The 21,394-nt window shown below is 69.3% G+C and carries 19 protein-coding genes; 5 read left to right on the top strand and 14 right to left on the bottom strand.

The window, feature by feature from the left end; all coding sequences use genetic code 11:
• Nucleotides 1-170 precede the first annotated feature (170 nt).
• The 3 genes from F3J10_RS11835 to F3J10_RS11825 form a co-directional block, all read right to left on the bottom strand.
• Nucleotides 171-1,820, bottom strand: a complete 1,650-nt coding sequence (locus F3J10_RS11835; protein WP_025098447.1) for a tyrosinase family protein — start codon at nucleotides 1,818-1,820, stop codon at nucleotides 171-173.
• Between the two features lie 542 nt (nucleotides 1,821-2,362).
• Nucleotides 2,363-3,691, bottom strand: coding sequence for an MFS transporter (locus F3J10_RS11830; RefSeq protein WP_167242159.1), 1,329 nt, complete (start codon nucleotides 3,689-3,691; stop codon nucleotides 2,363-2,365).
• Nucleotides 3,692-3,839: 148 nt separating this feature from the next.
• Nucleotides 3,840-4,925: a tartrate dehydrogenase gene (locus F3J10_RS11825; protein ID WP_013691650.1), complete on the bottom strand. Its 1,086-nt coding sequence runs from the start codon at nucleotides 4,923-4,925 to the stop codon at nucleotides 3,840-3,842.
• A gap of 112 nt (nucleotides 4,926-5,037) precedes the next feature.
• Here F3J10_RS11825 and F3J10_RS11820 point away from each other — a divergent pair, with 112 nt between their 5' ends.
• The 4 genes from F3J10_RS11820 to F3J10_RS11805 all read left to right on the top strand — a co-directional run bounded on the left by F3J10_RS11820 (nucleotide 5,038) and on the right by F3J10_RS11805 (nucleotide 8,159).
• Nucleotides 5,038-6,072 (top strand): LysR substrate-binding domain-containing protein, encoded by a 1,035-nt coding sequence (locus F3J10_RS11820; RefSeq protein WP_167242158.1) that lies wholly within the window; start codon nucleotides 5,038-5,040, stop codon nucleotides 6,070-6,072.
• 170 nt (nucleotides 6,073-6,242) lie between these two features.
• Nucleotides 6,243-6,815, top strand: a complete 573-nt coding sequence (locus F3J10_RS11815) for a chromate transporter (protein ID WP_025098444.1) — start codon at nucleotides 6,243-6,245, stop codon at nucleotides 6,813-6,815.
• Between the two features lie 10 nt (nucleotides 6,816-6,825).
• Entirely contained in the window at nucleotides 6,826-7,362 is a 537-nt protein-coding gene (locus tag F3J10_RS11810; protein ID WP_013691653.1) for a chromate transporter, read from the top strand.
• Between the two features lie 512 nt (nucleotides 7,363-7,874).
• A complete protein-coding gene (locus F3J10_RS11805; protein ID WP_167242157.1) occupies nucleotides 7,875-8,159 on the top strand; it encodes a hypothetical protein in 285 nt (94 codons plus the stop codon).
• A 122-nt stretch (nucleotides 8,160-8,281) separates the two neighbouring features.
• On the opposite strand, the gene F3J10_RS11800 is transcribed toward F3J10_RS11805, so the two are convergent.
• From F3J10_RS11800 to F3J10_RS11780, 5 genes are all read right to left on the bottom strand, one after another.
• The gene (locus F3J10_RS11800) at nucleotides 8,282-9,196 is read right to left on the bottom strand and encodes a PilZ domain-containing protein (RefSeq protein WP_167242156.1); all 915 of its coding nucleotides are present in this window, start codon (nucleotides 9,194-9,196) and stop codon (nucleotides 8,282-8,284) included.
• Between the two features lie 249 nt (nucleotides 9,197-9,445).
• Entirely contained in the window at nucleotides 9,446-9,652 is a 207-nt protein-coding gene (locus F3J10_RS11795; protein ID WP_013691656.1) for a YbdD/YjiX family protein, read from the bottom strand.
• A gap of 22 nt (nucleotides 9,653-9,674) precedes the next feature.
• Nucleotides 9,675-11,753: a carbon starvation CstA family protein gene (locus F3J10_RS11790; RefSeq protein ID WP_167242155.1), complete on the bottom strand. Its 2,079-nt coding sequence runs from the start codon at nucleotides 11,751-11,753 to the stop codon at nucleotides 9,675-9,677.
• Between the two features lie 262 nt (nucleotides 11,754-12,015).
• A complete protein-coding gene (locus F3J10_RS11785) occupies nucleotides 12,016-13,026 on the bottom strand; it encodes an ABC transporter substrate-binding protein (protein WP_167242154.1) in 1,011 nt (336 codons plus the stop codon).
• 163 nt (nucleotides 13,027-13,189) lie between these two features.
• Nucleotides 13,190-13,828 carry a LysE family translocator gene (locus F3J10_RS11780; protein ID WP_167242153.1) on the bottom strand — a complete coding sequence of 213 codons (639 nt, stop codon included), beginning with the start codon at nucleotides 13,826-13,828 and terminating at the stop codon, nucleotides 13,190-13,192.
• A gap of 754 nt (nucleotides 13,829-14,582) precedes the next feature.
• Between F3J10_RS11780 and F3J10_RS11775 the strand changes: the two genes are divergently transcribed.
• Complete coding sequence (locus F3J10_RS11775) at nucleotides 14,583-15,746, top strand: porin (RefSeq protein ID WP_025098427.1); 1,164 nt, start codon at nucleotides 14,583-14,585, stop codon at nucleotides 15,744-15,746.
• A 98-nt stretch (nucleotides 15,747-15,844) separates the two neighbouring features.
• Here the strand turns inward: F3J10_RS11775 and F3J10_RS11770 are convergent, their stop codons facing one another.
• From F3J10_RS11770 to pqqA, 6 genes are all read right to left on the bottom strand, one after another.
• On the bottom strand, nucleotides 15,845-17,713 hold the full coding sequence (locus F3J10_RS11770) for a prolyl oligopeptidase family serine peptidase (protein ID WP_167242152.1): 1,869 nt from the start codon (nucleotides 17,711-17,713) through the stop codon (nucleotides 15,845-15,847).
• Nucleotides 17,682-18,878 carry a pyrroloquinoline quinone biosynthesis protein PqqE gene (gene pqqE / locus F3J10_RS11765; protein WP_025098425.1) on the bottom strand — a complete coding sequence of 399 codons (1,197 nt, stop codon included), beginning with the start codon at nucleotides 18,876-18,878 and terminating at the stop codon, nucleotides 17,682-17,684. Before pqqE ends, F3J10_RS11770 begins: the two co-directional genes overlap by 32 nt.
• Nucleotides 18,878-19,153 carry a pyrroloquinoline quinone biosynthesis peptide chaperone PqqD gene (pqqD, locus tag F3J10_RS11760; RefSeq protein WP_025098424.1) on the bottom strand — a complete coding sequence of 92 codons (276 nt, stop codon included), beginning with the start codon at nucleotides 19,151-19,153 and terminating at the stop codon, nucleotides 18,878-18,880. Before pqqD ends, pqqE begins: the two co-directional genes overlap by 1 nt.
• Nucleotides 19,150-19,902 (bottom strand): pyrroloquinoline-quinone synthase PqqC, encoded by a 753-nt coding sequence (gene pqqC / locus F3J10_RS11755; protein WP_166913631.1) that lies wholly within the window; start codon nucleotides 19,900-19,902, stop codon nucleotides 19,150-19,152. Before pqqC ends, pqqD begins: the two co-directional genes overlap by 4 nt.
• A gap of 107 nt (nucleotides 19,903-20,009) precedes the next feature.
• The gene (gene pqqB / locus F3J10_RS11750; RefSeq protein WP_036028557.1) at nucleotides 20,010-20,921 is read right to left on the bottom strand and encodes a pyrroloquinoline quinone biosynthesis protein PqqB; all 912 of its coding nucleotides are present in this window, start codon (nucleotides 20,919-20,921) and stop codon (nucleotides 20,010-20,012) included.
• Between the two features lie 107 nt (nucleotides 20,922-21,028).
• Nucleotides 21,029-21,106 (bottom strand): pyrroloquinoline quinone precursor peptide PqqA, encoded by a 78-nt coding sequence (gene pqqA / locus F3J10_RS11745; protein ID WP_013691668.1) that lies wholly within the window; start codon nucleotides 21,104-21,106, stop codon nucleotides 21,029-21,031.
• Nucleotides 21,107-21,394 lie beyond the last annotated feature (288 nt).

Here is a 21,394-nt window from a genome sequence, read left to right as displayed (position 1 = left end):
CGAGCACCCACGCCCGGCCCGCGGCGTCCGCTCGCGGCGGCCGCGGCAGTCGCAGCACCACGCTGCCGTCGCTCGTCAGCACGCCGGCCCCGCCGGGCTGCGCGCCGGCCGCCGGCGCCAGCCCGATCGTCACGGCCAGCGCGAGCCAGCCGGCCGCGCCTCGCCGCACGCTACTGCTCCTGCGTCTGCACCGACAGCCCGCGCAAGGGCAGCGGCTTGCCGCCGGCCGCCCCCGACGGGACCACCCTGACGTCCAGTCTCGCGCTCGCGGCGGCGCCGCTCAGGTTGGCGAACGCGCCGAGCGCCCTCGGCAGCGGCAAGGCGAAGGTCGCGTCGTGCGCCATCTTCATGCCGTGCATGGTCGGCCCGAAGAACGCGACCGTGCCCGCGTAATACGGGCTGTCGGCCTCGACCCGGGTGACGTCGGCGGGGGCGTTGACCAGCACGTCGAACTCGCGATCGATCGAATCGCCTTCCGGACGCGGCAGCGTGATGCTCGCGATCGGCGCCGGCTGCTGCTCGTCGCCGAGATACGAGCGGATCAGCTCGGTCGGCACGGCCACCGACGCGCCCGAGGCGCTGAGCACGCCCTTCAGGCCCAGCGCCTTGCGCGCCGCCCGCTCGCGCTGCTCGCCGGCATCCAGGCCGAAGCCCGGCTGGTAGTCGTAGTCGAACTTCGACATGTTCACGTAGTCGCCCGCCGAGCCCGATACGTATTGGCCCGCGCCATTCACGTAGAACAGGAACGGGTCCGAGGCGAACGAATTCCAGTCGGCCCCGGTGGGCAGCGTCGGCCGCCCGTAGGCGAGCTGCTTGCGGGTCCAGACGTCCCACAGCCGGTCCATGTTGGCGTGATGCAGGAAGAAGATCGGGTCGACCGGCGAGAGGAAGTTGGTCATGTTGCCGAACGGCCCCGGCGACACCGGCCCGACGCCGCCGATGTAGTTATGCACCTTGTTGTGCGGCAGGCCCTCGAGGATCGAGAACTGGGTGGTGCCGTCGGGCTGGATCACATGCGAGCTGGTGCGCGAGCTGGTGAAGCTGTTGCCGATGTCGGGGCTGTAGAACAGCGTCGGCTGCAGCCCGGAGCGGATCACGCCGGGCGACACGTCGTAGGCCGTCTTCGAGTCGAGTTTCGGATTGTCGCGCGACAGGTAGCGAGCGCCGCAGGTGATCGCATAGGCCATGTTGCCCGAGATGCCGGCGTTCATCGAGGCACTGAAGCCCGTCACGTCGTCCCAGAGCTGGTTGAACACGGCATAGCCCCGCGCGCGCTGCTGGGCGCGCTGGAAGCCGGTGAGCCGGTTATTCCAGTAGTCCTGCAGCGCCGGCTGGATGAAGCTCGTGAAGCGCGCCAGGTTGCCCGTGTAGGGCACGTAGGCGGCGTCGGTCGGCGTCAGCACGCCGTCGAACATCGCGGCCGGGATCTCGGGCAATTGCGTCCAGTCCCAATAGGGCAGCGCGAACGAGGCGTCGCCGCTCAGGTTGCGGATGGTCTGCTCGAAATAGCCGATGTAGCCGCGGTGCCAGACATAGAACCACCAGTTGCCGTGCGGGCAATCCATCATGTGGATGAAGGCGTTGCGAAACCAGTTCTGCGGATGCGTGGCCGGCAGCGCGAGCATCGCGGCGATGCCGCGCGCATAGCTGCGCAGCATGCGCTGGCCGTCGGCGCTGGTCACGTTGTAGCGGCGGTAGCGCGCCGCCGCCGCGTTCGCGGCCTCCTCGGCAAACACGCGCTTGCCGTTCAGCATGAGCATCGATGCGCCGACGGCTGCCCCGGCCGTCATCAGAAAATCGCGGCGTGTGGTGTTCGACATCCTGTGGTCCCTCCTGGCTTTTCACGAAATCCGTGGCCCACGGCAGATCGCGGGCACGGCCGTCTGCATGCGCGACGCGGCAAGATGCGCGGCGCGCGTCCTTCGACATCAAACGGGAAATGCGAATGCCTGATCGACAGGAATCGTCCGGATTCGAGATCCGGTAAATCGTCGAGCGATTCGCCGGTGGACGGATTCAGGATTTTGTTTGAATGGATAGTAGGAGCGGGATCGACGGAAATCAACGAAAACAATCACACCAACGGCAATCTCGATCCGGACGAAAGCCTTGCAGGCACTGGCTTCGTGCGATTTACTCAATGCCGGCGCCGGTCGTTTTTATTTTGGAAACGAAGATCGAGATAATCGCCGCTCCTCGGGACGAAAAATCCTCGATTAACAATTACCTATGTTTTCCGATTCGCGAACGGAATCGAAAACAAGTGAAATCGCGACCCGCTCGTCACCATTCATGGGCCGGCATGCGCAACGGGCGGCACCGCTTCCGGCGCCGCCCGCTTTCGATCCGGCGAGTCGGTGGCTCAGCGCTCGCGCCGCCCCGCCGCGAGCGCGGCCGCGCCAGCCGCCGGCGCCGCCTGCCGCGACTGCCGGGCCAGCACCAGGGTGAGCACCGCCGACAGCGCGAGGCTCGCGCCCACCACGTAGAGGCCGGCCGCGTAACCGCCCGTCACGCCCTTGAGCCAGCCGATCGCGAACGGCCCGACGAAGCCGCCGAGGTTGCCGATCGAGTTGATCATCGCGATCCCGGCCGCCGCGCCCGAGCCCGACAGGAACAGGCTCGGCATCGCCCACAGCGGCGCCTTGGCGGCGCTGATGCCGACATTGACGACCACCAGCGCGGCGATCACGCCGACGATGGTGCTCGAGCCGCCCGCGAACACGAAGCCGACGCAGGCCAGCGCGCAGGGAATCACCACGTGCCAGGTGCGCTCGCCGCTGCGATCCGAATGGCGCGCCCAGAGGATCATCGCCACCACCGCGAGCACGCTCGGGATCGCGTTCAGCAAGCCGGTCTGCAGGCTGCCGAAGCCGTATTGGCGGATGATCAGCGGCGCCCACAGCCCGAGCGTGTAGAGCCCGGCCGAGGTGCCGAAGTAGATCAGCGCGAGCGCCAGCACGCGCGGGTCGCGCAGCGCGGCGATCGGGCCGATGGTGTGGCCCACGCGCGCCTGGCGCGCATCGGATTCGCCGCGGAGCTTGTCGATCAGCCAGGCGCGTTCCTCGTCGGTCAGCCAGCGCGCGTCGGCGGGCCGGTCGGTCAGCGCGCGCAGCACCACAAAGCCGAGGATCACCGCCGGCACCGCCTCGATCACGTAGAGCAGTTGCCAGTCGGCCAGGCCGAACATCGGCGGCAGCTGCATGATCGCGCCCGACAGCGGCGAGCCGAGCGCCGTCGAGATCGGCGCGGCCGCCATGAACCAGGCCGCCGCGACCGCGCGCTGGCGCGTCGGGAACCACTGCGCGAGGTAGTAGATGATGCCGGGGAAGAAGCCCGCCTCGGCCACGCCGAGCAGGAAGCGCACCGAGTAGAAGCTGGCCGGCCCGGTGACCAGCGCCGAGGCCGCCGAGACGATGCCCCAGGAGATCATCACGCGCGCGATCCAGACGCGCGCGCCGACCTTGCTGAGGATCAGGTTGGACGGCACCTCGAACAGGAAGTAGCCGATGAAGAACAGCCCGCCGCCCAGGCCGAAGGCGGTGGGCGTGAGGCCCAGCTCGGCGTTCATGGTCAGCGCGGCGAAGCCGACGTTGACGCGGTCCAGGAAGCTGACGAAGTAAAGCAGCATCACGAACGGAATGATCCGCCACATGAGCTTGCGGGTGACGCGGCGCTCGAGATCGGTTTGCATGCATGTCTCCTGCGGCCACGCGGCACGGCATCGCGCCGCGGGCCGGATGTTCGGGTGCGTCGGGCTCTCGTCGATCCTGCTCGGCCCTGATCGCGATAGCGGCGCGCCCTCGCCGCCGTGCAGCCGGGGCGCGCCGCCTGCGGCTTGCTCAGGCGGCCACCGCCGCGCCGTGCGCCACCAGCGCGCAGACCGCCTCGGTCACCTGCTCGGTGCGGGCCTGCCCGCCGAGATCGCCGGTATGCAGCGCCGGGTTCGCGGTCACCGCCTCGACGGCGCGCATCACGCGCGCGGCCGCCTCGGGCTCGCCCAGGTGCTCGAGCAGCATCACCACCGACCAGAAGGTGCCGATCGGGTTGGCGATGCCCTTGCCCATGATGTCGAAGGCCGAGCCGTGAATCGGCTCGAACATCGAGGGATAACGGCGCTCGGGATCGATGTTGCCGGTCGGCGCGATGCCCAGGCTGCCGGCCAGCGCGGCGGCCAGGTCGCTGAGGATGTCGGCGTGCAGGTTGGTGGCGACGATGGTGTCGAGCGAGGCCGGGCGATTGATCATGCGTGCCGTGGAGGCGTCGACCAGCTCCTTGTCCCACTTCACGTCCGGGAATTCCCTGGCGACCTGGGCGGCGATCTCGTCCCACATCACCATCGCGTGGCGCTGCGCATTGCTCTTGGTGATCACCGTCAGCAGCTTGCGCGGCCGCGACTGCGCGAGCCGGAACGCGAAGCGCATGATCCGCTCGACGCCGGCGCGCGTCATCATCGACACGTCGGTGGCCGCCTCGATCGGGTGGCCCTGGTGCACGCGCCCGCCCACGCCCGCGTATTCGCCTTCCGAGTTCTCGCGCACGATCACCCAGTCGAGGTCGCCCGGGCCGCAGCGCTTGAGCGGCGCGTCGATGCCGGGCAGGATCCGCGTCGGCCGCACGTTGGCGTATTGGTCGAAGCCCTGGCAGATCTTCAGGCGCAGGCCCCACAGCGTGATGTGGTCGGGCACGTCGGGGTCGCCGGCCGAGCCGAACAGGATCGCGTCCTTGTCGCGCAGCGCGTCGAGGCCGTCGGCCGGCATCATCACGCCGTGCTGGCGGTAGTAGTCGGCGCCCCAGTCGAAATCCTCGAAGTCGAAGCGAAAGCCGGCGTCGGCGGCGGCCAGCGCCTCGAGCACGCGGCGGCCGGCGGGAATCACTTCCTTGCCGATGCCGTCGCCGGGAATGGTGGCGATCCGGTAGGTCTTCATGCGAGTGTCTCCGATTGACTGTCTGTTGGTGGACAGACGGTAACGCGCCGGCCGCCGCGAAAACCGGTGCTAGACTCAAAGCATCTTTAACTTCCATTCACAAGTGAGCGACGTGAGCGATGCCGTCCAGCCCGCCGACCTGGCCTTCTTCTCGACGCTGGCCGCCTCCGGCAGCCTCAGCGCCGCCGCGCGCGAGCTGGGCCTGACGCCGGCCGCGGTCAGCAAGCGGCTGGCGCAGATGGAGCAGCGCGCCGGCGTCGCGCTGGTCAACCGCACCACCCGGCGCATGGCGCTCACGCCCGAGGGCGAGGTCTACCTGGAGCGCGCGCGGCGCATCCTCGACGAGATCGAGCAACTGGGCGAGCTGCTGTCGCGCTCGAACGACCGGCCGCGCGGCCTGCTGCGCGTGAACGCCACGCTCGGCTTCGGGCGCAGCGCGGTGGGCCCCGCCATCTCGCGCTACGCGCGGCGCTATCCCGAGGTGGAGGTGCAGCTGCAGTTGTCGGTCACACCGCCGCCGCTCACCGACGACAGCTTCGACGTCTGCATCCGCTTCGGCGAGCCGCCCGACACGCGCGTGGTGGCGCGGCGCCTCGCGCCGAACCGGCGGCTGCTGTGCGCCTCGCCCGCCTACCTGGCCGAGCGCGGCATGCCGCGCAAGCCGGCCGACCTGGCGCGCCACAACTGCATCGGCATCCGCCAGGGCGACGAGGCCTACGGCGTCTGGCGGCTGACCCAGGCACGCGGCGCCGCACGCGCCACCGAGGCGGTGCGCATCGGCGGCAGCCTCACCACCAACGACGGCGAGATCGCCGTCAAGTGGGCGCTCGACGGGCACGGCATCCTGATGCGCGCCGAATGGGATATCCACGACTACCTGGCCGACGGGCGCCTGGTGCTGGTGCTGCCGGGCTACGAAACGCCGGCCGCCGATATCTATGCCGTCTATCCGCGGCGCCTGCAGATGTCGGCGCGGGTGCGCAGCTTCGTGGATTTCATCGCGGGGGAGTTCGCCCAGCCGCGCGTGCTGCCGGCGCCGGGAGCCGCGCCGGGGGCGAGGACGAGAACGGCAGGCGACACGCCGGCCGCCGCGCGCGACGCCGCGACACCGGATCGGCCGCCCAAGCGCCGTCGCCCGGCACGATAAGGCCCGGCGAGGCGGCAAAAGGCGGCAAGAGACGGCAAGACGCGGCCCGCGCCGCGCCTGCCCGCGACCATCCCGGATTGCCGCCCGGCGCGCCGCGATGCTATCGTCGGCCGGTGCGGCACGCAGGCAGCCGCACTTCGCCCCGCCCGCCACCGCCCGCCCGGTTCCCGATGACAGCCAGCACGCCCGACCCGCAGCGGCCGACCACCCTCGGCCTGTTCCTGATCTTTTCCCGCATCGGCCTGACCAGCTTCGGCGGCGGCCTGAGCGGCTGGTTCATGCGCGAGTTCGTCCAGGATCGCGGCTGGCTCAGCGAGCAGGAATTCCTCGACGGCCTGGCGCTGTCGCAGGCGCTGCCCGGCGTCAACGTGAAGAACCTGGCGATCTGGGTCGGCTACCGGCTGCGCGGCTGGCCCGGCGCGATCGCCGGCTTCTGCGGCATCATCTTCCCGCCCGCCGTGGTGATCGTGCTGCTCGGCCTGCTGTTCGCCGAGATCACGCGCTACCCGATCGCGCACATCGCGCTGGCCGGCGCGGCCGCCGCCGCGATCGGCCTGTCGCTGTCGATGGCGCTCACGGCCGCGCGCCGCCTGCCGCGCCGCGTGGTGCCCTACGCGGTGTTCGCGGCCACCTTCGTGGCGGTGGCGGTGTTCAAGGTGCCGGTGCTGTGGACCGTGCTGACGGCCGGCGTGCTCAACGTCGGCTACGAGTACCGGCGCCTGCGGCGCGGCGGCGGCGACTGAGGCCGGCACCATGTCCCGTACTCTCTACGCGCTGTTCGCCATGTTCGCGCCGCTGTCGGTGGCCACCGTCGGCGGCGGCCAGACCATCATCGCCGACATGCAGCGGCAGGTGGTCGACGTCCACCACTGGATGACGCACGCGCAATTCGTCAACGATTTCGCGATCGCCCGCCTGGCGCCGGGCCCCGGCTCGCTGCTCGCCACCCTGGTGGGCTTCCAGGTGGGCGGCGTGGCCGGCGCGCTGGTGGCCACGCTCGCGCTGTTCGGCCCGACCGCCTTCCTGATGATCGCAGTGGCCCACATGACCTCGCGGCACCACGACGCGCCCTGGCAGCTCGCGCTGCAGGCGGGCCTGCGGCCGGTGGCGGCGGGCCTGATCCTGGCGGCCGTCTATACGCTGGTGCAGGGGCTCGACGGCGGCTGGATCGCGATCGCCACGGCGCTGGTGTCCACCGCGCTGGTGATGCGCACCCGCGTCAACGCGCTGGTGCTGATCGCCGGCGGCGCGGCGCTGTTCGCGACGCTGCATGCGCTGGGCGTGCTCTGAAACAGCGGCACGGCGCGATCCGGACCGGCGCGACACGCAGCCGCCAAAACACGACATGCGACAGACATTGCCGTGAAAATAAGCGCCAGCGCATATCCAAACCGCCTGTCATGGGACACAATGGATTCGTTGGGCGCTGCCCCTAGGTGCCCAACCTGCAGAGTTGAGACGATTAGCAGACCGCTCCTCGCGAGCGGTCTCTTTTTGTCCGCGCGGCCTCGATGGCTGCCACGGCCTCGACGATCCTGCGCAGCCCCTCGTCCCCTTCCGTCGCTCCCTCCCGCCGCGTCGATGTCGCCATCCCCGGCGCCTCGCGTCACCGCCTCACGTCACCGCCTCGCGTCACCGCCTCACGTCACCGCCTCACGTCACGTTACGCGGACGTAACACCACCACCGCGCGCCAGCCCATTTGTTAAAGCCAGGCCTTGATTCCACACGTTTTTTTCGATTGGCATCCTTATTGCATAAAAGCCTGCAACACCGCCAATCACCACGTATGTGGAGCTTCACATGGACATCGCAGGCGTCGCCCACCCGCTGCTGGATATCAACGACTTTGACGTGATCGACGGCGATACGCTGATCATGGAATCGCGCAGCGCAGCGCCGGTTCGCGCCGAGGCACTGCCCGGCGTCGACCTGCCGCCGCTCACGCTCTACGGCGCCTATCGCCAGGGCGTGGCCGACTACTTCGCGCGCCGACCGAATCCGTATCGCCTCGGCAGCCGGCTCGCCGACGTCTGGCAGGAAGGCCGGCTCGAGGCCGCGGCGCGCAGCACGCGCCGGGCACACTGACACAGGAAAGGGACGACGATGGCGCGGCAGCGCCGCCATCGCGCATCACCGGGCTTCGCCACCCGCCTCGCGGCCGGCGCCCGGATCGAGGACCCAGGCGGATAACACAACAGGCAAACCGCTCAGGCGGACAGGGACCAGTCGAACAGCGCCGCCTTCAGGCGCGTGATTTCCGCCTCGGCCATCGCGTCGAGCGCGACATGATGAAGCCAGGCCGGCTCGGCCTCGGGCTGATGCGTCAGCCCGCGCAGGCTGCCGGTCAGCGTCAGCGCTTCCACCGCGCCATCGCTGGCCGCCACCGGCAGCGTGACCCGCAAGCTCTCCCCCGCCTTGCCCAGCTCCCGGTCGACCGCGATCGACAGGCCGCTCGCGCTGACGTCGAGCACCAGCCCCGTGCCCTGCGCGCCGGACAGCACATAGCGCGCGGCGAGCCGCACCGCGACGCGCGTATCGCGCCGCTCGCGCACGCGCTTGAGGTTGCCGGGCGCCGACAGGATCAGGTACGGCGCCGGCTCGAATGCCACCGCCTCGACGAAGGCCGTGAACCAGTAGACCGCCGACTGCCCGATCGCCATCGCCTCGATCGCCTCGCCCGGCGTCAGGTCCACCGCGCGCGGCTGCAGGGGCCGCACGAACAGCGGCCCGGCCGGATGCACGCCGAGCACCCGGAAGCGGCTCATCTGGCGCGTCGAACCCGCGCGCCGGCGCAGGCCAAGCGTCGCGTCGGCGGGCAGGCTCAGGCGCGGCGCGGCAGGGGCCGCTTCGGACGGCGCGGCCCCGTCCGGCGCCTCGCCCGCTTGCGGTGCTGCTTGCGGTGCTGCTTGCGGGGCTGCTTGCGGGGCTGCTTGCGGCGCGTCGCCATCGGCGCGACGCGCGGGCGCGAAACGCGCGAACAGGAAGGCGATCTCCTCGGCATCGAGGCTCGCGCCGGCCGGCATCAGCGGCGCGCCGCCGGCATCGAACAGCGGCCACGGCAGGGGCTCGCCGGCTGTCAGGTCGGATTCGGCGAGCAGCAGGACGGAACGGTTTTCGGACATCGGGACGGCACTCCGGACGAAATGGATTCGATTCGTATGACGGCACGATAAGGGAAAACCTGAGGCGGGTGTCGCCGGAAACGCGGGACGAGCCGTTGCGCACGCATCGATATATGCCGCGAGGACGGCCTGGAGAAGCCGGCGCAAGCTCGCCGGCAAGAAAAACGGCCGCGTGAGGAACGCGGCCGTGTAGTCGATCGAACCACGGGCGATGGCGGCGCGGCGGCTACCCGCGCGCGCGGAGGATGATCAGCAGCACTTGCCCGCGCCGCTGCCGTAGCGCGCGTTCTGCCGCTCGCGGAAGAATTCCTCGTAGCTCATCGGCGCGCGGTCGGGATGCGTCTCGCGCATGTGGGCGACATAGGTGTCGTAGTCGGGCACGCCCACCATCAGGCGGAAGGCCTGCCCCAGGTAGCGCCCAGCCGAGCGCAGTTCGTCGCCGAGATCGGTAAACATGAGGGCCTCCCGTGCCGGTGGTTCAGCGGCCGCTGCCGAGCGCCTGCGCGGACGGCAGCGGTTCGAACGGCGTTTCCTTGGTGGTCGGCCGCGCCTCGCGACGCGCGCGCAGCACCGCCAGCACGCCATAGGCCGCCACGCTGATCACCACGAACATGAACAGGCCCGCCAGCGCCGCGTCGATCGTGTCGTTCAGGATGATGCGCTGCATCTGCTCGAGCGACTTGGCCGGCGCCATCACCTTGCCCGCGTCGACGGCCGATTGCAGCTTGGCCGCGTGGGCCAGGAAGCCGACCTTCGGATTCGCGTCGAAGATCTTCTGCCAGCCGGCCGTCAGCGTGCAGACCAGGAGCCAGGCGGTCGGCAGGATGGTGACCCAGGCGTAGCGCTCGCGCTTCATCTTGAACAGCACCACGGTGCCGAGCGTCAGCGCGATGGCGGCCAGCATCTGGTTCGAGATGCCGAACAGCGGCCACAGCGTGTTGATGCCGCCCAGCGGATCGACCACGCCCTGGTAGAGGAAGTAGCCCCAGGCGGCCACGCACAGCGCGGTGGCGACCAGGTTGGCCGGCAGCGATTCGGTGCGCTTGAGCGCCGGGTGGAAGGTGCCCAGCAGGTCCTGCAGCATGAAGCGGCCCGCGCGCGTGCCCGCGTCGACGGCCGTCAGGATGAACAGCGCCTCGAACAGGATCGCGAAGTGATACCAGAAGGCCATCATCGCCTGGCCGCCGATCACCTGGTGCAGGATCTGCGCCATGCCGACCGCCAGCGTCGGCGCGCCGCCGGCGCGCGCGATGATGGTGGTCTCGCCCACCGCCTTGGCGGTCTGCGTGAGCATGTCGGGCGTCAGCATGAAGCCCCATTGCGTCACCGTCTGCGCGACCGCCTCGGGCGTGGTGCCGAGCACCGCGGCCGGCGCGTTCATCGCGAAGTAGATGCCCGGCTCGATCACGCTCGCGGCCACCAGCGCCATGATCGCGACGAAGGATTCCATCAGCATCGCGCCATAGCCGATCAGGCGCGCGTTCTTCTCGTTGTCGAGCAGCTTGGGCGTGGTGCCCGACGAGATCAGCGCGTGGAAGCCCGATACCGCGCCGCAGGCGATCGTGATGAACAGGAACGGGAACAGGTTGCCGGACCAGACCGGGCCGCTGCCGTCGACGAACTTGGTGAAGGCCGGCATCTTCAGCTCGGGCGCCACCACCAGGATGCCGATCGCCAGGCCCAGGATGGTGCCGATCTTGAGGAAGGTGGAGAGATAGTCGCGCGGCGCGAGCAGCAGCCAGACCGGCAGCACCGAAGCCACGAAACCGTAGCCGATCAGGATCCAGGTCAGCTGGGTGCCCGTGAAGGTGAACCAGGCGGCCAGCGCCGGCGTGTCGTGCACATGCTGGCCATAGACGATCGAGGCCATCAGCAGCACGAAGCCGATGATCGACACCTCGCCGATGCGGCCCGGGCGGATGTAGCGCGTGTAGACGCCCATGAAGATCGCGATCGGAATCGTCGCCGCGACCGTGAAGGTGCCCCAGGGCGAGTTGGTCAGCGCCTTCACCACGATCAGCGCGAGCACCGCCAGGATGATCACCATGATCAGGAAGGCGCCGAACAGCGCGATCACGCCCGGCACCGTGCCGAGCTCCATCTTGACCAGGTCGCCGAGCGAGCGGCCGTTGCGGCGCGTCGAGATGAACAGCACGATGAAGTCCTGCACCGCGCCGGCGAACACCACGCCGGCCAGGATCCACAGCATGCCGGGCGTGTAGCCCATCTGCGCGGCCAGCACCGGGCCGACCAGCGGCCCGGCCCCTGCGATCGCAGCGAAGTGATGGCCGAACAGCACGTACTTGTTGGTCGGCACGTAGTCGAGGCCGTCGTTGTACTTGACCGCCGGCGTCATGCGCAGGCCGTCGAGCTGCACCACGCGGCTGGCGATGAAGCGGCTGTAGAAGCGGTAGGCGATCAGATAGACGCAGACCGCGGCGATCACGATCCACAGCGCGCTGATGCGCTCGCCGTGCGCGAGCGCGATGGTGCCGAAGGCAAAGGCGCCCAGCAGCGCGATCGCGCTCCAGAGCAGGGTTCCGGAAGCCCGATTCATGGTGTCTCCTGGCTATTGTTCGACGTCGTCGCGTGCGGTCTTGCACGCGAACCGGCGGGGGTGGCGCGCGCCCGGCAAGGGGCTCGGCACTGCCGCGTATTGTTCGCGTTCGGCACCGCGCGGACAAGCGCACAACTACGTATCCACGCTACGTAGCAACGCGTAGGGGAAAGCGATGAGGGGCGGGGGAAGGCGCGCGAGGCGTGTCGCGGCGGCGGGGGAATGGATGCGCGTCGCGCACGAGGCGGAGACGCGAAAGGCCTCAGCCGCGCGCCACGTCGCGTACCGAGATCGCGGCGACGTCGACGCGCGCCGGCAGGATCGCATCGTGTTGCGCGCGATCGGCGACGCGCTGCAGCGTCGCGATGTCGGCGGGCGTCACCGCGCGCTGCGCGACCGAGGCGCGCCCGGTGATGTCGCTGGCCGCGTCGAGCGGCAGGCGCGTGAGCGAGGCATAGACCTTCGCGTAGTCGGCCGAATGCGCGAGCGCCCAGCGGCCCGCCTGTTCGAGCCTGGCGAGCACGTCGGCGAGCGCCGCGCGTTTGGCGCGATCGGCCAGGGTCGGCGCGGGCGAGGTCAGGAAGCCGAGCCCCGAATTGATGCCGCTGCCGTCGCGCAGCACGCGCGCGCCGCGTCGCACCACGTGGCCGTAATAAGGATCGAAGGTCGCCCAGATATCGATGCGCTTCGACTCGAAGGCCGCGAAGGCATCGACCGGCAGCACGAAGCGCACCTCCACGTCGGTGCGCGACAGGCCGTGTTCCTCGAGCGCGCCGTACAGTTGGTACTGCGAAATGCTGCCGCACGCGGACGAGACCACCACCGTCCTGCCCTTCAGGTCGGCGACGTTGCGCACCGCGGAATCGGGCTGCACCACGATGCCGAGCGAGGCGGACGAACCGGCGCGCGTCGCGACGATGCGCAGGTCGGGGTCGCCCAGCGCCGCCGTCAGCACCGGCAGGTCGCCGGCCGGGGCGAGATCGATGGCGCCGGCGCGCTGCGCCTCGAACAGGGGCGCGGCGCCCTGGAAGTTGGCCCAGCGAAAGCGGTAGCGCGTGCCGTCGAGCACGCGCGCCGCCTCGGCCAGCGCGCGCAGGCCGCCCGCCTGGTCGCCGAGCACCAGCGTGACGTTCGAGAGATCCGCCTCGGCCGGCGCGGCCCGCGTCAGCGTGGGCGCGGCCAGGCTCGCCAACGCGCTGCCGGCCAGGCCCGTGAGCGAGCGCAGCGCGCGACGGCGCGTGGGCGAGGACGGCGGGAAGGAACGATGCGACATCGATGGCGACCTCGGAGAATGCCGAGCCGGGCGGCAAGGCTGGTCGCCAAGATTAAGGAAGGGCGTGGCCGGCACCAACCATTGAAATCGGCAATGCTTATGAGGCGAGGAATGCGAATGCCGTGATGCAAGAGAACGGAGCGGGTCTCGGGCCGCCCTTCCCTCACGAGCGGATCGACCGGATGAACCCCGCCGCCAGCACGCAATAAAACCCCCCGCAGAACAAGCCGAAGGCCTTGCGCGTGCGCGCGAACAAGGGCCCGGCCGCGCGCGCCGAAAACGCCAGCGCGTAGCCGGCGAAGATCGCCGCGCCCAGCAGCGCGCAGCAGGCAACCAGCACGAAGCTGGTCCAGACCGGGGCGTGCGGCGACAGCCCCAGCGAGGTGACGGTCAGCCAGGTCAGGATCGCCTTGGGATTGGTCAGGTGGATGCCGAGCCCCTGCAGGTAGAAGCGCATCAGGCGATCGCGGCGCGCCGGCGCGGCCGCGGCGAGCGGATCCTGCCTGGAATATGCGCCGCGCACCGCCTTGTAGGCGAGCCACAGCAGGTAGACCGCGCCCAGCACCTTCAGCGCGATCAGGCATTGCCGGTACGACATCAGCAGCGCCGACATGCCGGCCGCCGCCGTCACGCCCCAGCACAGCGAGCCGCTGATCACGCCGGCCGCCATCGCGAAGCCGGGCTTGCGGCCGTAATGCAGCGAGGTATTGGCGATCGACAGGTTGGCGGGGCCCGGCGACACCGTGCCGACCAGGTAGACGGCGAACGCGACGCCGAGATTCGAGAGCACTTCGACGGACATGGTGACGATCCTGGGTCCTGGGGGCACGTTGCCGGAATGGGAGGGGCCAAGCGGGCGGGCAGCCCGTGCGCGGACGATTATCGCGCAGCCGGCAGGCAGCAACAGGGACGGTTCGATCGCGCCGGGCAGGCACTGTCATGCCGTTTCGGGCTGACACTTCGGCGTCGTGCCGGCGCAAGCGCGCACAAAGGAAACCGGGATCGGATCGGAACGGCGCGGCGCGGCGGGGCGCGGACCGACAAGCGCGGCGAACGAATCACGCCGGCTTCAAGCCGATTCCATCGGCAATACGAATTCCGATTAAAAATCGAAATGCAGTATTGCGAAAATTGGTGGCGCGCGCATAAAAAAGAGCGGCCGAAGCCGCTCAAGCGTGGACTCGTCTGTCTACCCACCAGAGTAAGGACGAGTGGACGCACACTATCATCTTTCCCAGCCGCCTATTGAACCGATTTGGTTAATTAATCATTGCAGGAACAAAATCAATCCTGGCGCAGGTCCTTCCTGCTCAATCCTTGGGCAGGATTGTTTCCGATTCCACGCGAAGCATGGCGACCCAAACGATCTCCATCGCTCAATTAATACAAAATCGAGAATAATTCAAATAAGTTAACAAATCTTTCACCGTAATCGGCTTGTATTGTTTTCGATACAAGACTGAATTTCGTTTTTGCCAATTAAATCTGTCTGGTTAGTCTCACGTCACTCCAAAACCACCACACGCAACAGCATCCACTACAGGAGATTGACCGACATGAAACGCACCGCATTGACGATGGTGTCGCTCGCCTCGCTGGCGGCGATGGGCTCGGCCCACGCGCAATCGAGCGTGACGCTGTACGGCCTGATCGACACGTCGCTCACCTATATCAATCACGCGGACGGCGCCAAGAACTCCTGGCTGCTCGGCAACAGCAGCGCCGGCAACCTGGCCGGTTCGCGCTGGGGCATCAAGGGTAGCGAGGATCTCGGCAGCGGCCTGAAGGCGATCTTCCAGTTGGAGAACGGCTTCAACCCGAGCACCGGCGGCCTCGGCCAGGGCGGCCGCGAGTTCGGCCGCCAGGCCTTCGTGGGCCTCGCCAGCGACCGCCTCGGCACGCTCACGCTGGGCCGCCAGTACGATCCGCTGATCGACCTGGTGCAGCCGATCACGGCCGACAACTACTTCGGCAGCGCCTTCGCGACGGCCGGCGACGTCGACAACTACGACAACAGCTTCCGCGTCGACAACGCGGTCAAGTACACCTCGCCGCTGTTCGCCGGCGTGCAGTTCGAGGCGATGTACTCGCTCGGCGGCGTGGCCGGCTCGACCGGCTCGAAGCAGTCGTACGCGGCCGCGCTGTCGTACAACGGCGGCCCGCTCAGCGTCGCCGGCGGCTACTACTACGCCACCAACACCGCGGCCGACCTCGGCCCGCGCTCGACCTGGTCGAGCACCTCGGACGGCACCTTCGACGGCCCGATCAACCTCGGCTACCAGACCGCGCACTCGATCGGCATCGCCCGCATCGCCGGCCAGTACGTGTGGGGCGCCTTCACCTTCGGCGGCGGCTACAGCAATGCGCAGTACCGTCGCGACGGCTCCTCGCTGTTCGGCCAGAACGAGCGCTACAACACCGGCCAGGGCTTCCTGAACTACCAGGCCACCGCGGCCCTGCTTCTGGGCGTCGGCTACAGCTACACCAAGGCCACCGGCGACACCTCGGCCACCTATCACCAGGCCTCGCTGGGCGCCGACTACACGCTGTCCAAGCGCACCGACATCTACATGACGGCCGCCTACCAGCACGCCAGCGGCACCACGCGCGACAGCGTGACGGGCAACGTGGTCGCGGCCCAGGCATCGATCGGCTCGTACGGCTACGCCGGCACGAACTCGCAGACGATGGTCAACCTCGGCCTGCGTCACCGCTTCTAAGCCGTCCCCGCCGAGGCGGTTCTCCCGAACCGCTGCGCGCACAGTGCAAAGGCCGCCCTCGGGCGGCCTTTGTTCATTGCGGCGACGTGCTTCCTCGCTCAGATCCCGCCGTCGAGGATGCGCCGGTAGAACGCGTGCTCGGCCTCGAGCGAATGCGCCTGGTTCACCGCGCGCCGGAAGCCGTGGCGCTCGTCGGCGTAGTAGTGCACCTCGTTCGGCACGCCGTTCGCGTCGAGCGCCTCGGCCATGCTGCGCGTCTGGTCGGGCGTGACCACCGCGTCGAGCTCGCCCTGGAAGAACACCACCGGCGCGCGGATCTGGTCGGCATGAACCAGCGGCGTGCGCGCCAGGTAGCGCTCGCGATCGGCCACCGGATCGCCGATCAGCCAGCGCAGGTAGCGCGCCTCGAACTTGTGCGTATGCGCGTCGAGCTGCAGGGGATCGCTCACGCCATACAGGCTCGCGCCGCCGCGGAACACGTCACGGAACGCCAGCGCGCAGAGCGCCGTGTAGCCGCCCGCGCTGCCGCCGCGGATGAAGGCGCGCCGCGCGTCCACCAGGCCCTGCGCCGCCAGGTGCTCGACCAGCGCGCAGGCATCGTCGACGTCGGCCACGCCCCAGGTCAGGTGCAGCGCCTGGCGGAACACGCGGCCGTAGCCGCTGCTGCCGCGGTAGTTGAGCAGCGCGATCGCGAAGCCGCGCTGCACCCAGTATTCGAAGCGTGGGCTGAACACGGGATGGCTGACCGAGGTCGGGCCGCCATGCACGAACACCACCACCGGCGGCGGCTCGGCGGACGCGCCGTCGCTCGCCGCCTGCTCCGCGGCGGGCAGGTAGAGGTAGCCATGGGCGTCGCGATCGCCGCTGCGAAAGCGCAGCGGCAGCGGCTGCGTGATCCGCTCGACCGGCACCAGCGGCGCGACCTCGCGCAATACCTCGACACGACGATCGCGCCGGTCGATCGCGAGGATCGCGGCCGGGCATTCGGGCGAGGCGGCGAGGCAGTAGCAATGCGTCTCGTCGGCGGCCAGTTGCTGGAACAGGCTGTATTCCGGCGCGATCCGCGTCAGCGTGCCGTCGGCCGCGCGCAGGCCGAGCCGGCCCCAACCTTCGTCGAACCAGGTCGCGAACAGTTCGCCGCCCGCCAGCGGCAGCCAGCTCGACGCGCCGAGCTGCCAGGGCGCGCCCGCGTGATCGCCGGCCTCGGCCGGCAGCGCCACCAGGCGCTCGCCCTCCAGCCGCCACGGCTGCCAGAAGCCCGCGCGATCGCTTAGGCACACCAGCCGGCCCTCGGCGTCGAAGCCGGGCTGCTGCAGGGCTTCGTCGTCGCCCTCGCCCGCGAGGGTCCGTTCGTCGAGCACGCCGCCCTCGGCCGCGTAGCGCCGCAGCTTGAGGCGCGTGGCGGTCCAGGGTTGATGCGGATGCTGCCATTCGATCCAGGCCAGTTGCCGGCCGTCGGCGCTCAGCACCGGCGCAGCGTAGAAATCGGCGCCCTCGGCCAGCAGCTCGCGCGAGCCGTCGTGCAGGCCGATCGAGACCAGCCGATGCGTGTCGCCCTCCTCCTCGACGGCCAGGATCCGCCCGCGCGCGTGGCGCAGCGCGCCGTAGCGCAAGCCTTCCGCCGTGAGCGGCTCGGGCGCGGCCAGGCTGCCGGGCGCGAAGCGGTAGATGCGCTGGTCGCGCTCGTTGACGAACACCACCTGCTCGCCGGCCAGGCAGAACGCGCCGCCGCCGTATTCGTAGACGCGGCCGCGCGCGCTGAAACCGTCGGGGCTGACGGCCTCGATCACGCCGTCGCGCGCGCGCCAGATCCGGCACATCGCGTCGGCCGGGTCGTACTCGGTCCAGAACACGCCGGCCGGGCCGGCCTGCAGTTCGACGAAGTCGCGGCCGGCGGCCACGGCCTCGTCGGCGGTGAGGCGCGCCCGCGGCGCGTCATGGCTTGAGTCGGCGGGATTCCTTGACATTGCGGAAGATCAGCGGATGGGAGGTGGTCGGCCGGGGCTGCACGGCTTCGTCGCGCGCGCGCAGGATCACCGGGTGATAGGGCGACTTGCCGCAAACCGGGTCCGCGTTCGCGGCATCGCCGGTCAGCATGTAGGCCTGGCAGCGGCAGCCGCCGAAATCCTTCTGCTTCTCGTCGCAGGAGCGGCAGGGCTCGGGCATCCAGTCCTCGCCGCGGAAGCGGTTGAAGCCGAACGAGTCGTACCAGATGTGGCGCAGGTCGTGCTCGCGCACGTTCGGGAACGCGATCGGCAACTGCCGCGCGCCGTGGCAGGGCAGCGCCGTGCCGTCGGGCGTGACGGTCAGGAAGATGCTGCCCCAGCCGCTCATGCAGGCCTTGGGCCGTTCCTCGTAGTAATCGGGCGTGACGAAGATCAGCTTGCAGGGATGGTTTTGCGCGGCCAGCTTCTCGCGGTAGTCGTTGGTGATGCGCTCGGCCCGCGCGAGCTGCTCGCGGGTGGGCAGCAGCGCCTCGCGGTTCAGGTAGGCCCAGCCGTAGAACTGGCAGGTCGCCAGCTCGACGAAATCCGCCTCGAGCGCGATGCACAGCTCGATGATGCGGTCGATGTGATCGATGTTGTAGCGGTGCGTGACGAAGTTCAGCACCATCGGATAACCATGCGCCTTCACCGCGCGCGCCATCGCCAGCTTGTGCGCGAAGGCCTTGTCCGAGCCCGCCAGCATGTTGTTGACCTGCTCGTCGCTGGACTGGAAGCTGATCTGGATGTGGTCGAGCCCGGCGCGCTCGAAGGCGTCGAGCTTGGCTTCGTCCAGGCCGATCCCGGAGGTGATCAGGTTGGTGTAGTAGCCGAGCCGGCGCGCCTCGGCGATCAGCTCGGGCAGGTCGGGGCGCACCAGCGGTTCGCCGCCCGAGAAGCCGATCTGCGCGGCGCCCATCGCGCGCGCCTCGCCCATCACGCGCACCCAGTCGGCGGTGCCCAGTTCCTCGCCCTGCCGCGCGAAGTCGAGCGGGTTGGAGCAATACGGGCACTGCAGCGGGCAGCGATAGGTCACTTCCGCGAGCAGCCACAGCGGCAGCCCGACGGGCGCGGCCGGGGCCGGCGATGCCGCCGGGCTGGCCTGCGTGCCGGCCGCCACGGCCGCCGCGCTGTCGATGACCTCGTTCATCAGGCCAGCTCGATCCAGTGCTTGTCGAGCGCGACCAGCATGAACTGCTCGACGTCCTCGCCGAGCTCGGGCACGCCCGGGAACTGCGCGTCGAGTTCGGCGACGATGGCCGCCACGCTGCGCTGGCCGTCGATCAGCGCGCCGATCGCGGCCGCGCTTTCATTCAGCTTGATCATGCCTTCGGGATAGAGCAGCACGTGCGCGTCCTGCGCCGGCTCGAACTGGAAGCGATAACCGCGGCGCCAGGCCGGCGTGCGTTGTCGGTCGAAACTCATAGCGCGATTCCCTTGTGCCAGACGCGATCGGCGGTGACGGTGTGATAGGGCGGACGATTCAACTCGTAGGCCATCGACATGGCATCGAGCATGGTCCACAGGATGTCGAGCTTGAACTGCAGGATCTCCAGCATACGCTGCTGCGATTCGAACGTCGTGTAGTGCTGGAGCGTGATCTGCAGGCCGTGCTCGACGTCGCGGCGGGCCTGGCCCAGCCGCGAGCGGAAGTATTCGTAGCCGCCCGGGTCGATCCAGGGATAGTGGCGCGGCCAGGTATCGAGCCGCGATTGATGGATCTGCGGCGCGAACAGCTCGGTCAGCGAGCTGCTGGCCGCTTCCTGCCAGCTCGCGCGGCGCGCGAAGTTGACATAGGCGTCGACAGCAAAACGCACGCCCGGCAGCACCAGCTCCTGCGAGCGCAGTTGCTCGGGATCGAGCCCGACGGCCTGCCCCAGGCGCAGCCAGGCCTCGATGCCGCCGTCCTCGCCGGGCGCGCCGTCGTGGTCGAGCAGGCGCTGGATCCACTGGCGGCGCACTTCGCGATCGGGACAGTTGGCGAGGATCGCCGCGTCCTTCATCGGGATGTTGACCTGGTAGTAGAAGCGGTTGGCCACCCAGCCCTGGATCTGCTCGCGCGTGGCGCGGCCTTCGTACATCGCGACGTGATACGGGTGATGGATATGGTAGTAGGCGCCTTTGGCGCGCAATGCCTGCTCGAACTGCTCGGGACTCAGGGCGGTCTGGCTCATGATGGCTTGCATTCCGGTTTCGATACGGGCGGGCCCGCGGGAGTGGCGCAGCAAAACGCGGCGCGGCGGCGGGCGGCAAACCCGCGCCGCGCGCCGCCGCGACGGCATCAGAGATCGATGCGCATGCCGTCGAACGCGACCTCGACCTGCCGGCGCGCGAGTTCCGCGCGCTCGGGCGAGCGCTCGTCGAGGATCGGGTTGGTGTTGTTGATATGGGTGAGGATCTTGCGCTGCGCGGGGAAGCGCTCGAGCACCTCGAGCATGCCGCCGGGGCCGCTCTGCGCCAGATGGCCCATCTGGCGGCCGGTGCGCGTGCCCACGCCGCGCCGCTGCATCTCGTCGTCGTGCCAGAGCGTGCCGTCCACCAGCAGGCAGTCGGCCTGCGCCATGCGCGCGGCCAGCGCCTCGTCGACGGCGCCCAGGCCCGGCGCGTAGAACAGCTTGCCGCCGCTGCGCGCGTCCTCGATCACCAGCCCGATGTTGTCGCCGGGATGCGGATCGTGACGATGCGGCGAATACGGCGGCGCCGCGCTTTGCAGCACGAAGGGCGTGAAGCGCAGGTTCGGGCAGGCGGCGATCGTGAAGGCGCGCTCCGGCTCGACCGGGTTCCAGCGCAGCCCGCCGTTCCAGTGCGAGAGCATGGTGAACAGCGGAAAGCCGGTGCTGAGGTCCTCGTGGACCATGTCGGTGCACCAGACGTCGAGCGGGCAGCCCTCGCGCAGGCTCAGCAGGCCCGTGGTGTGATCGATCTGGCTGTCCATCAGCACGATCGCGGCGATGCCGGTGTCGCGCAGCGCGCGGCCCGGCTGGAACGGCGCGAACTGCTGGAGCTGGGCGCGGATGTCGGGCGAGGCGTTGCAGAGCACCCAGGAGACGCCGTCGTCGGAGATCGCGATCGACGATTGGGTGCGCGCCTTGGCCTCGACGCTGCCGTCACGGAAGCCGGCGCAGTTCGCGCAGTTGCAGTTCCATTGCGGAAAGCCGCCGCCGGCCGCGGAGCCGAGGATCTGTATGTGCATGCCTGAATTCGGTGAGGAGCCGGCCGCCGCGAGCGGGCGACGGCCGGCCACAAGAAAAATAGCCCCGGCGAACCGAGGCTAGATATGGCCTTGGGAGGGGCTTCGAATCAACGATTCGAGATGTACATCGTGATTTCGAAACCGAGGCGCAGGTCGGTGTAGGCAGGCTTGATCCACTTGGACATGGCAGATTCTCCATTCGGGCGATACGGGCAACCCGGCGCGAGGCCGGGCACGGGAAGACCGAGGAACAAAAAAACGCGCTCGCGGCGAACACCGCGCGGTCGCGTTTTTATCCCGGAAAGGTCCGATGGCAATCCTACCACTTTGTACGGTCTGACGAATTCCGGCGCCCGACGCGCGATCCGGCCTCGCTGTCGGCCCTGCCGCGCGGGGCTTCGGCTCGCTGTGGCGAACCGCAGCCCATCACGTCCGGGACGACGCCGGCAGCGAGGCGGGCGCCGGCCGGATAG

It is taken from the genome of Burkholderia sp. Cy-637, from assembly GCF_011753175.1.
In the GTDB taxonomy this organism is placed as follows: Bacteria; Pseudomonadota; Gammaproteobacteria; order Burkholderiales; family Burkholderiaceae; genus Burkholderia; species Burkholderia gladioli.
Note: the sequence above shows the minus strand (reverse complement) of the source record. Positions and strands in the feature narration are given on the sequence as shown.

Coding starts and splice junctions, on each gene's coding strand:
- F3J10_RS11835 (WP_025098447.1), bottom strand. CDS start 1,820: ATGTCGAACACCACACGCCGCGATTTTCTGATGACGGCCGGGGCAGCC.
- F3J10_RS11830 (WP_167242159.1), bottom strand. CDS start 3,691: ATGCAAACCGATCTCGAGCGCCGCGTCACCCGCAAGCTCATGTGGCGG.
- F3J10_RS11825 (WP_013691650.1), bottom strand. CDS start 4,925: ATGAAGACCTACCGGATCGCCACCATTCCCGGCGACGGCATCGGCAAG.
- F3J10_RS11815 (WP_025098444.1), top strand. CDS start 6,243: ATGACAGCCAGCACGCCCGACCCGCAGCGGCCGACCACCCTCGGCCTG.
- F3J10_RS11810 (WP_013691653.1), top strand. CDS start 6,826: ATGTCCCGTACTCTCTACGCGCTGTTCGCCATGTTCGCGCCGCTGTCG.
- F3J10_RS11805 (WP_167242157.1), top strand. CDS start 7,875: ATGGACATCGCAGGCGTCGCCCACCCGCTGCTGGATATCAACGACTTT.
- F3J10_RS11800 (WP_167242156.1), bottom strand. CDS start 9,196: ATGTCCGAAAACCGTTCCGTCCTGCTGCTCGCCGAATCCGACCTGACA.
- F3J10_RS11795 (WP_013691656.1), bottom strand. CDS start 9,652: ATGTTTACCGATCTCGGCGACGAACTGCGCTCGGCTGGGCGCTACCTG.
- F3J10_RS11790 (WP_167242155.1), bottom strand. CDS start 11,753: ATGAATCGGGCTTCCGGAACCCTGCTCTGGAGCGCGATCGCGCTGCTG.
- F3J10_RS11785 (WP_167242154.1), bottom strand. CDS start 13,026: ATGTCGCATCGTTCCTTCCCGCCGTCCTCGCCCACGCGCCGTCGCGCG.
- F3J10_RS11780 (WP_167242153.1), bottom strand. CDS start 13,828: ATGTCCGTCGAAGTGCTCTCGAATCTCGGCGTCGCGTTCGCCGTCTAC.
- F3J10_RS11775 (WP_025098427.1), top strand. CDS start 14,583: ATGAAACGCACCGCATTGACGATGGTGTCGCTCGCCTCGCTGGCGGCG.
- F3J10_RS11770 (WP_167242152.1), bottom strand. CDS start 17,713: ATGTCAAGGAATCCCGCCGACTCAAGCCATGACGCGCCGCGGGCGCGC.
- pqqE (WP_025098425.1), bottom strand. CDS start 18,878: ATGAACGAGGTCATCGACAGCGCGGCGGCCGTGGCGGCCGGCACGCAG.
- pqqD (WP_025098424.1), bottom strand. CDS start 19,153: ATGAGTTTCGACCGACAACGCACGCCGGCCTGGCGCCGCGGTTATCGC.
- pqqC (WP_166913631.1), bottom strand. CDS start 19,902: ATGAGCCAGACCGCCCTGAGTCCCGAGCAGTTCGAGCAGGCATTGCGC.
- pqqB (WP_036028557.1), bottom strand. CDS start 20,921: ATGCACATACAGATCCTCGGCTCCGCGGCCGGCGGCGGCTTTCCGCAA.
- pqqA (WP_013691668.1), bottom strand. CDS start 21,106: ATGTCCAAGTGGATCAAGCCTGCCTACACCGACCTGCGCCTCGGTTTC.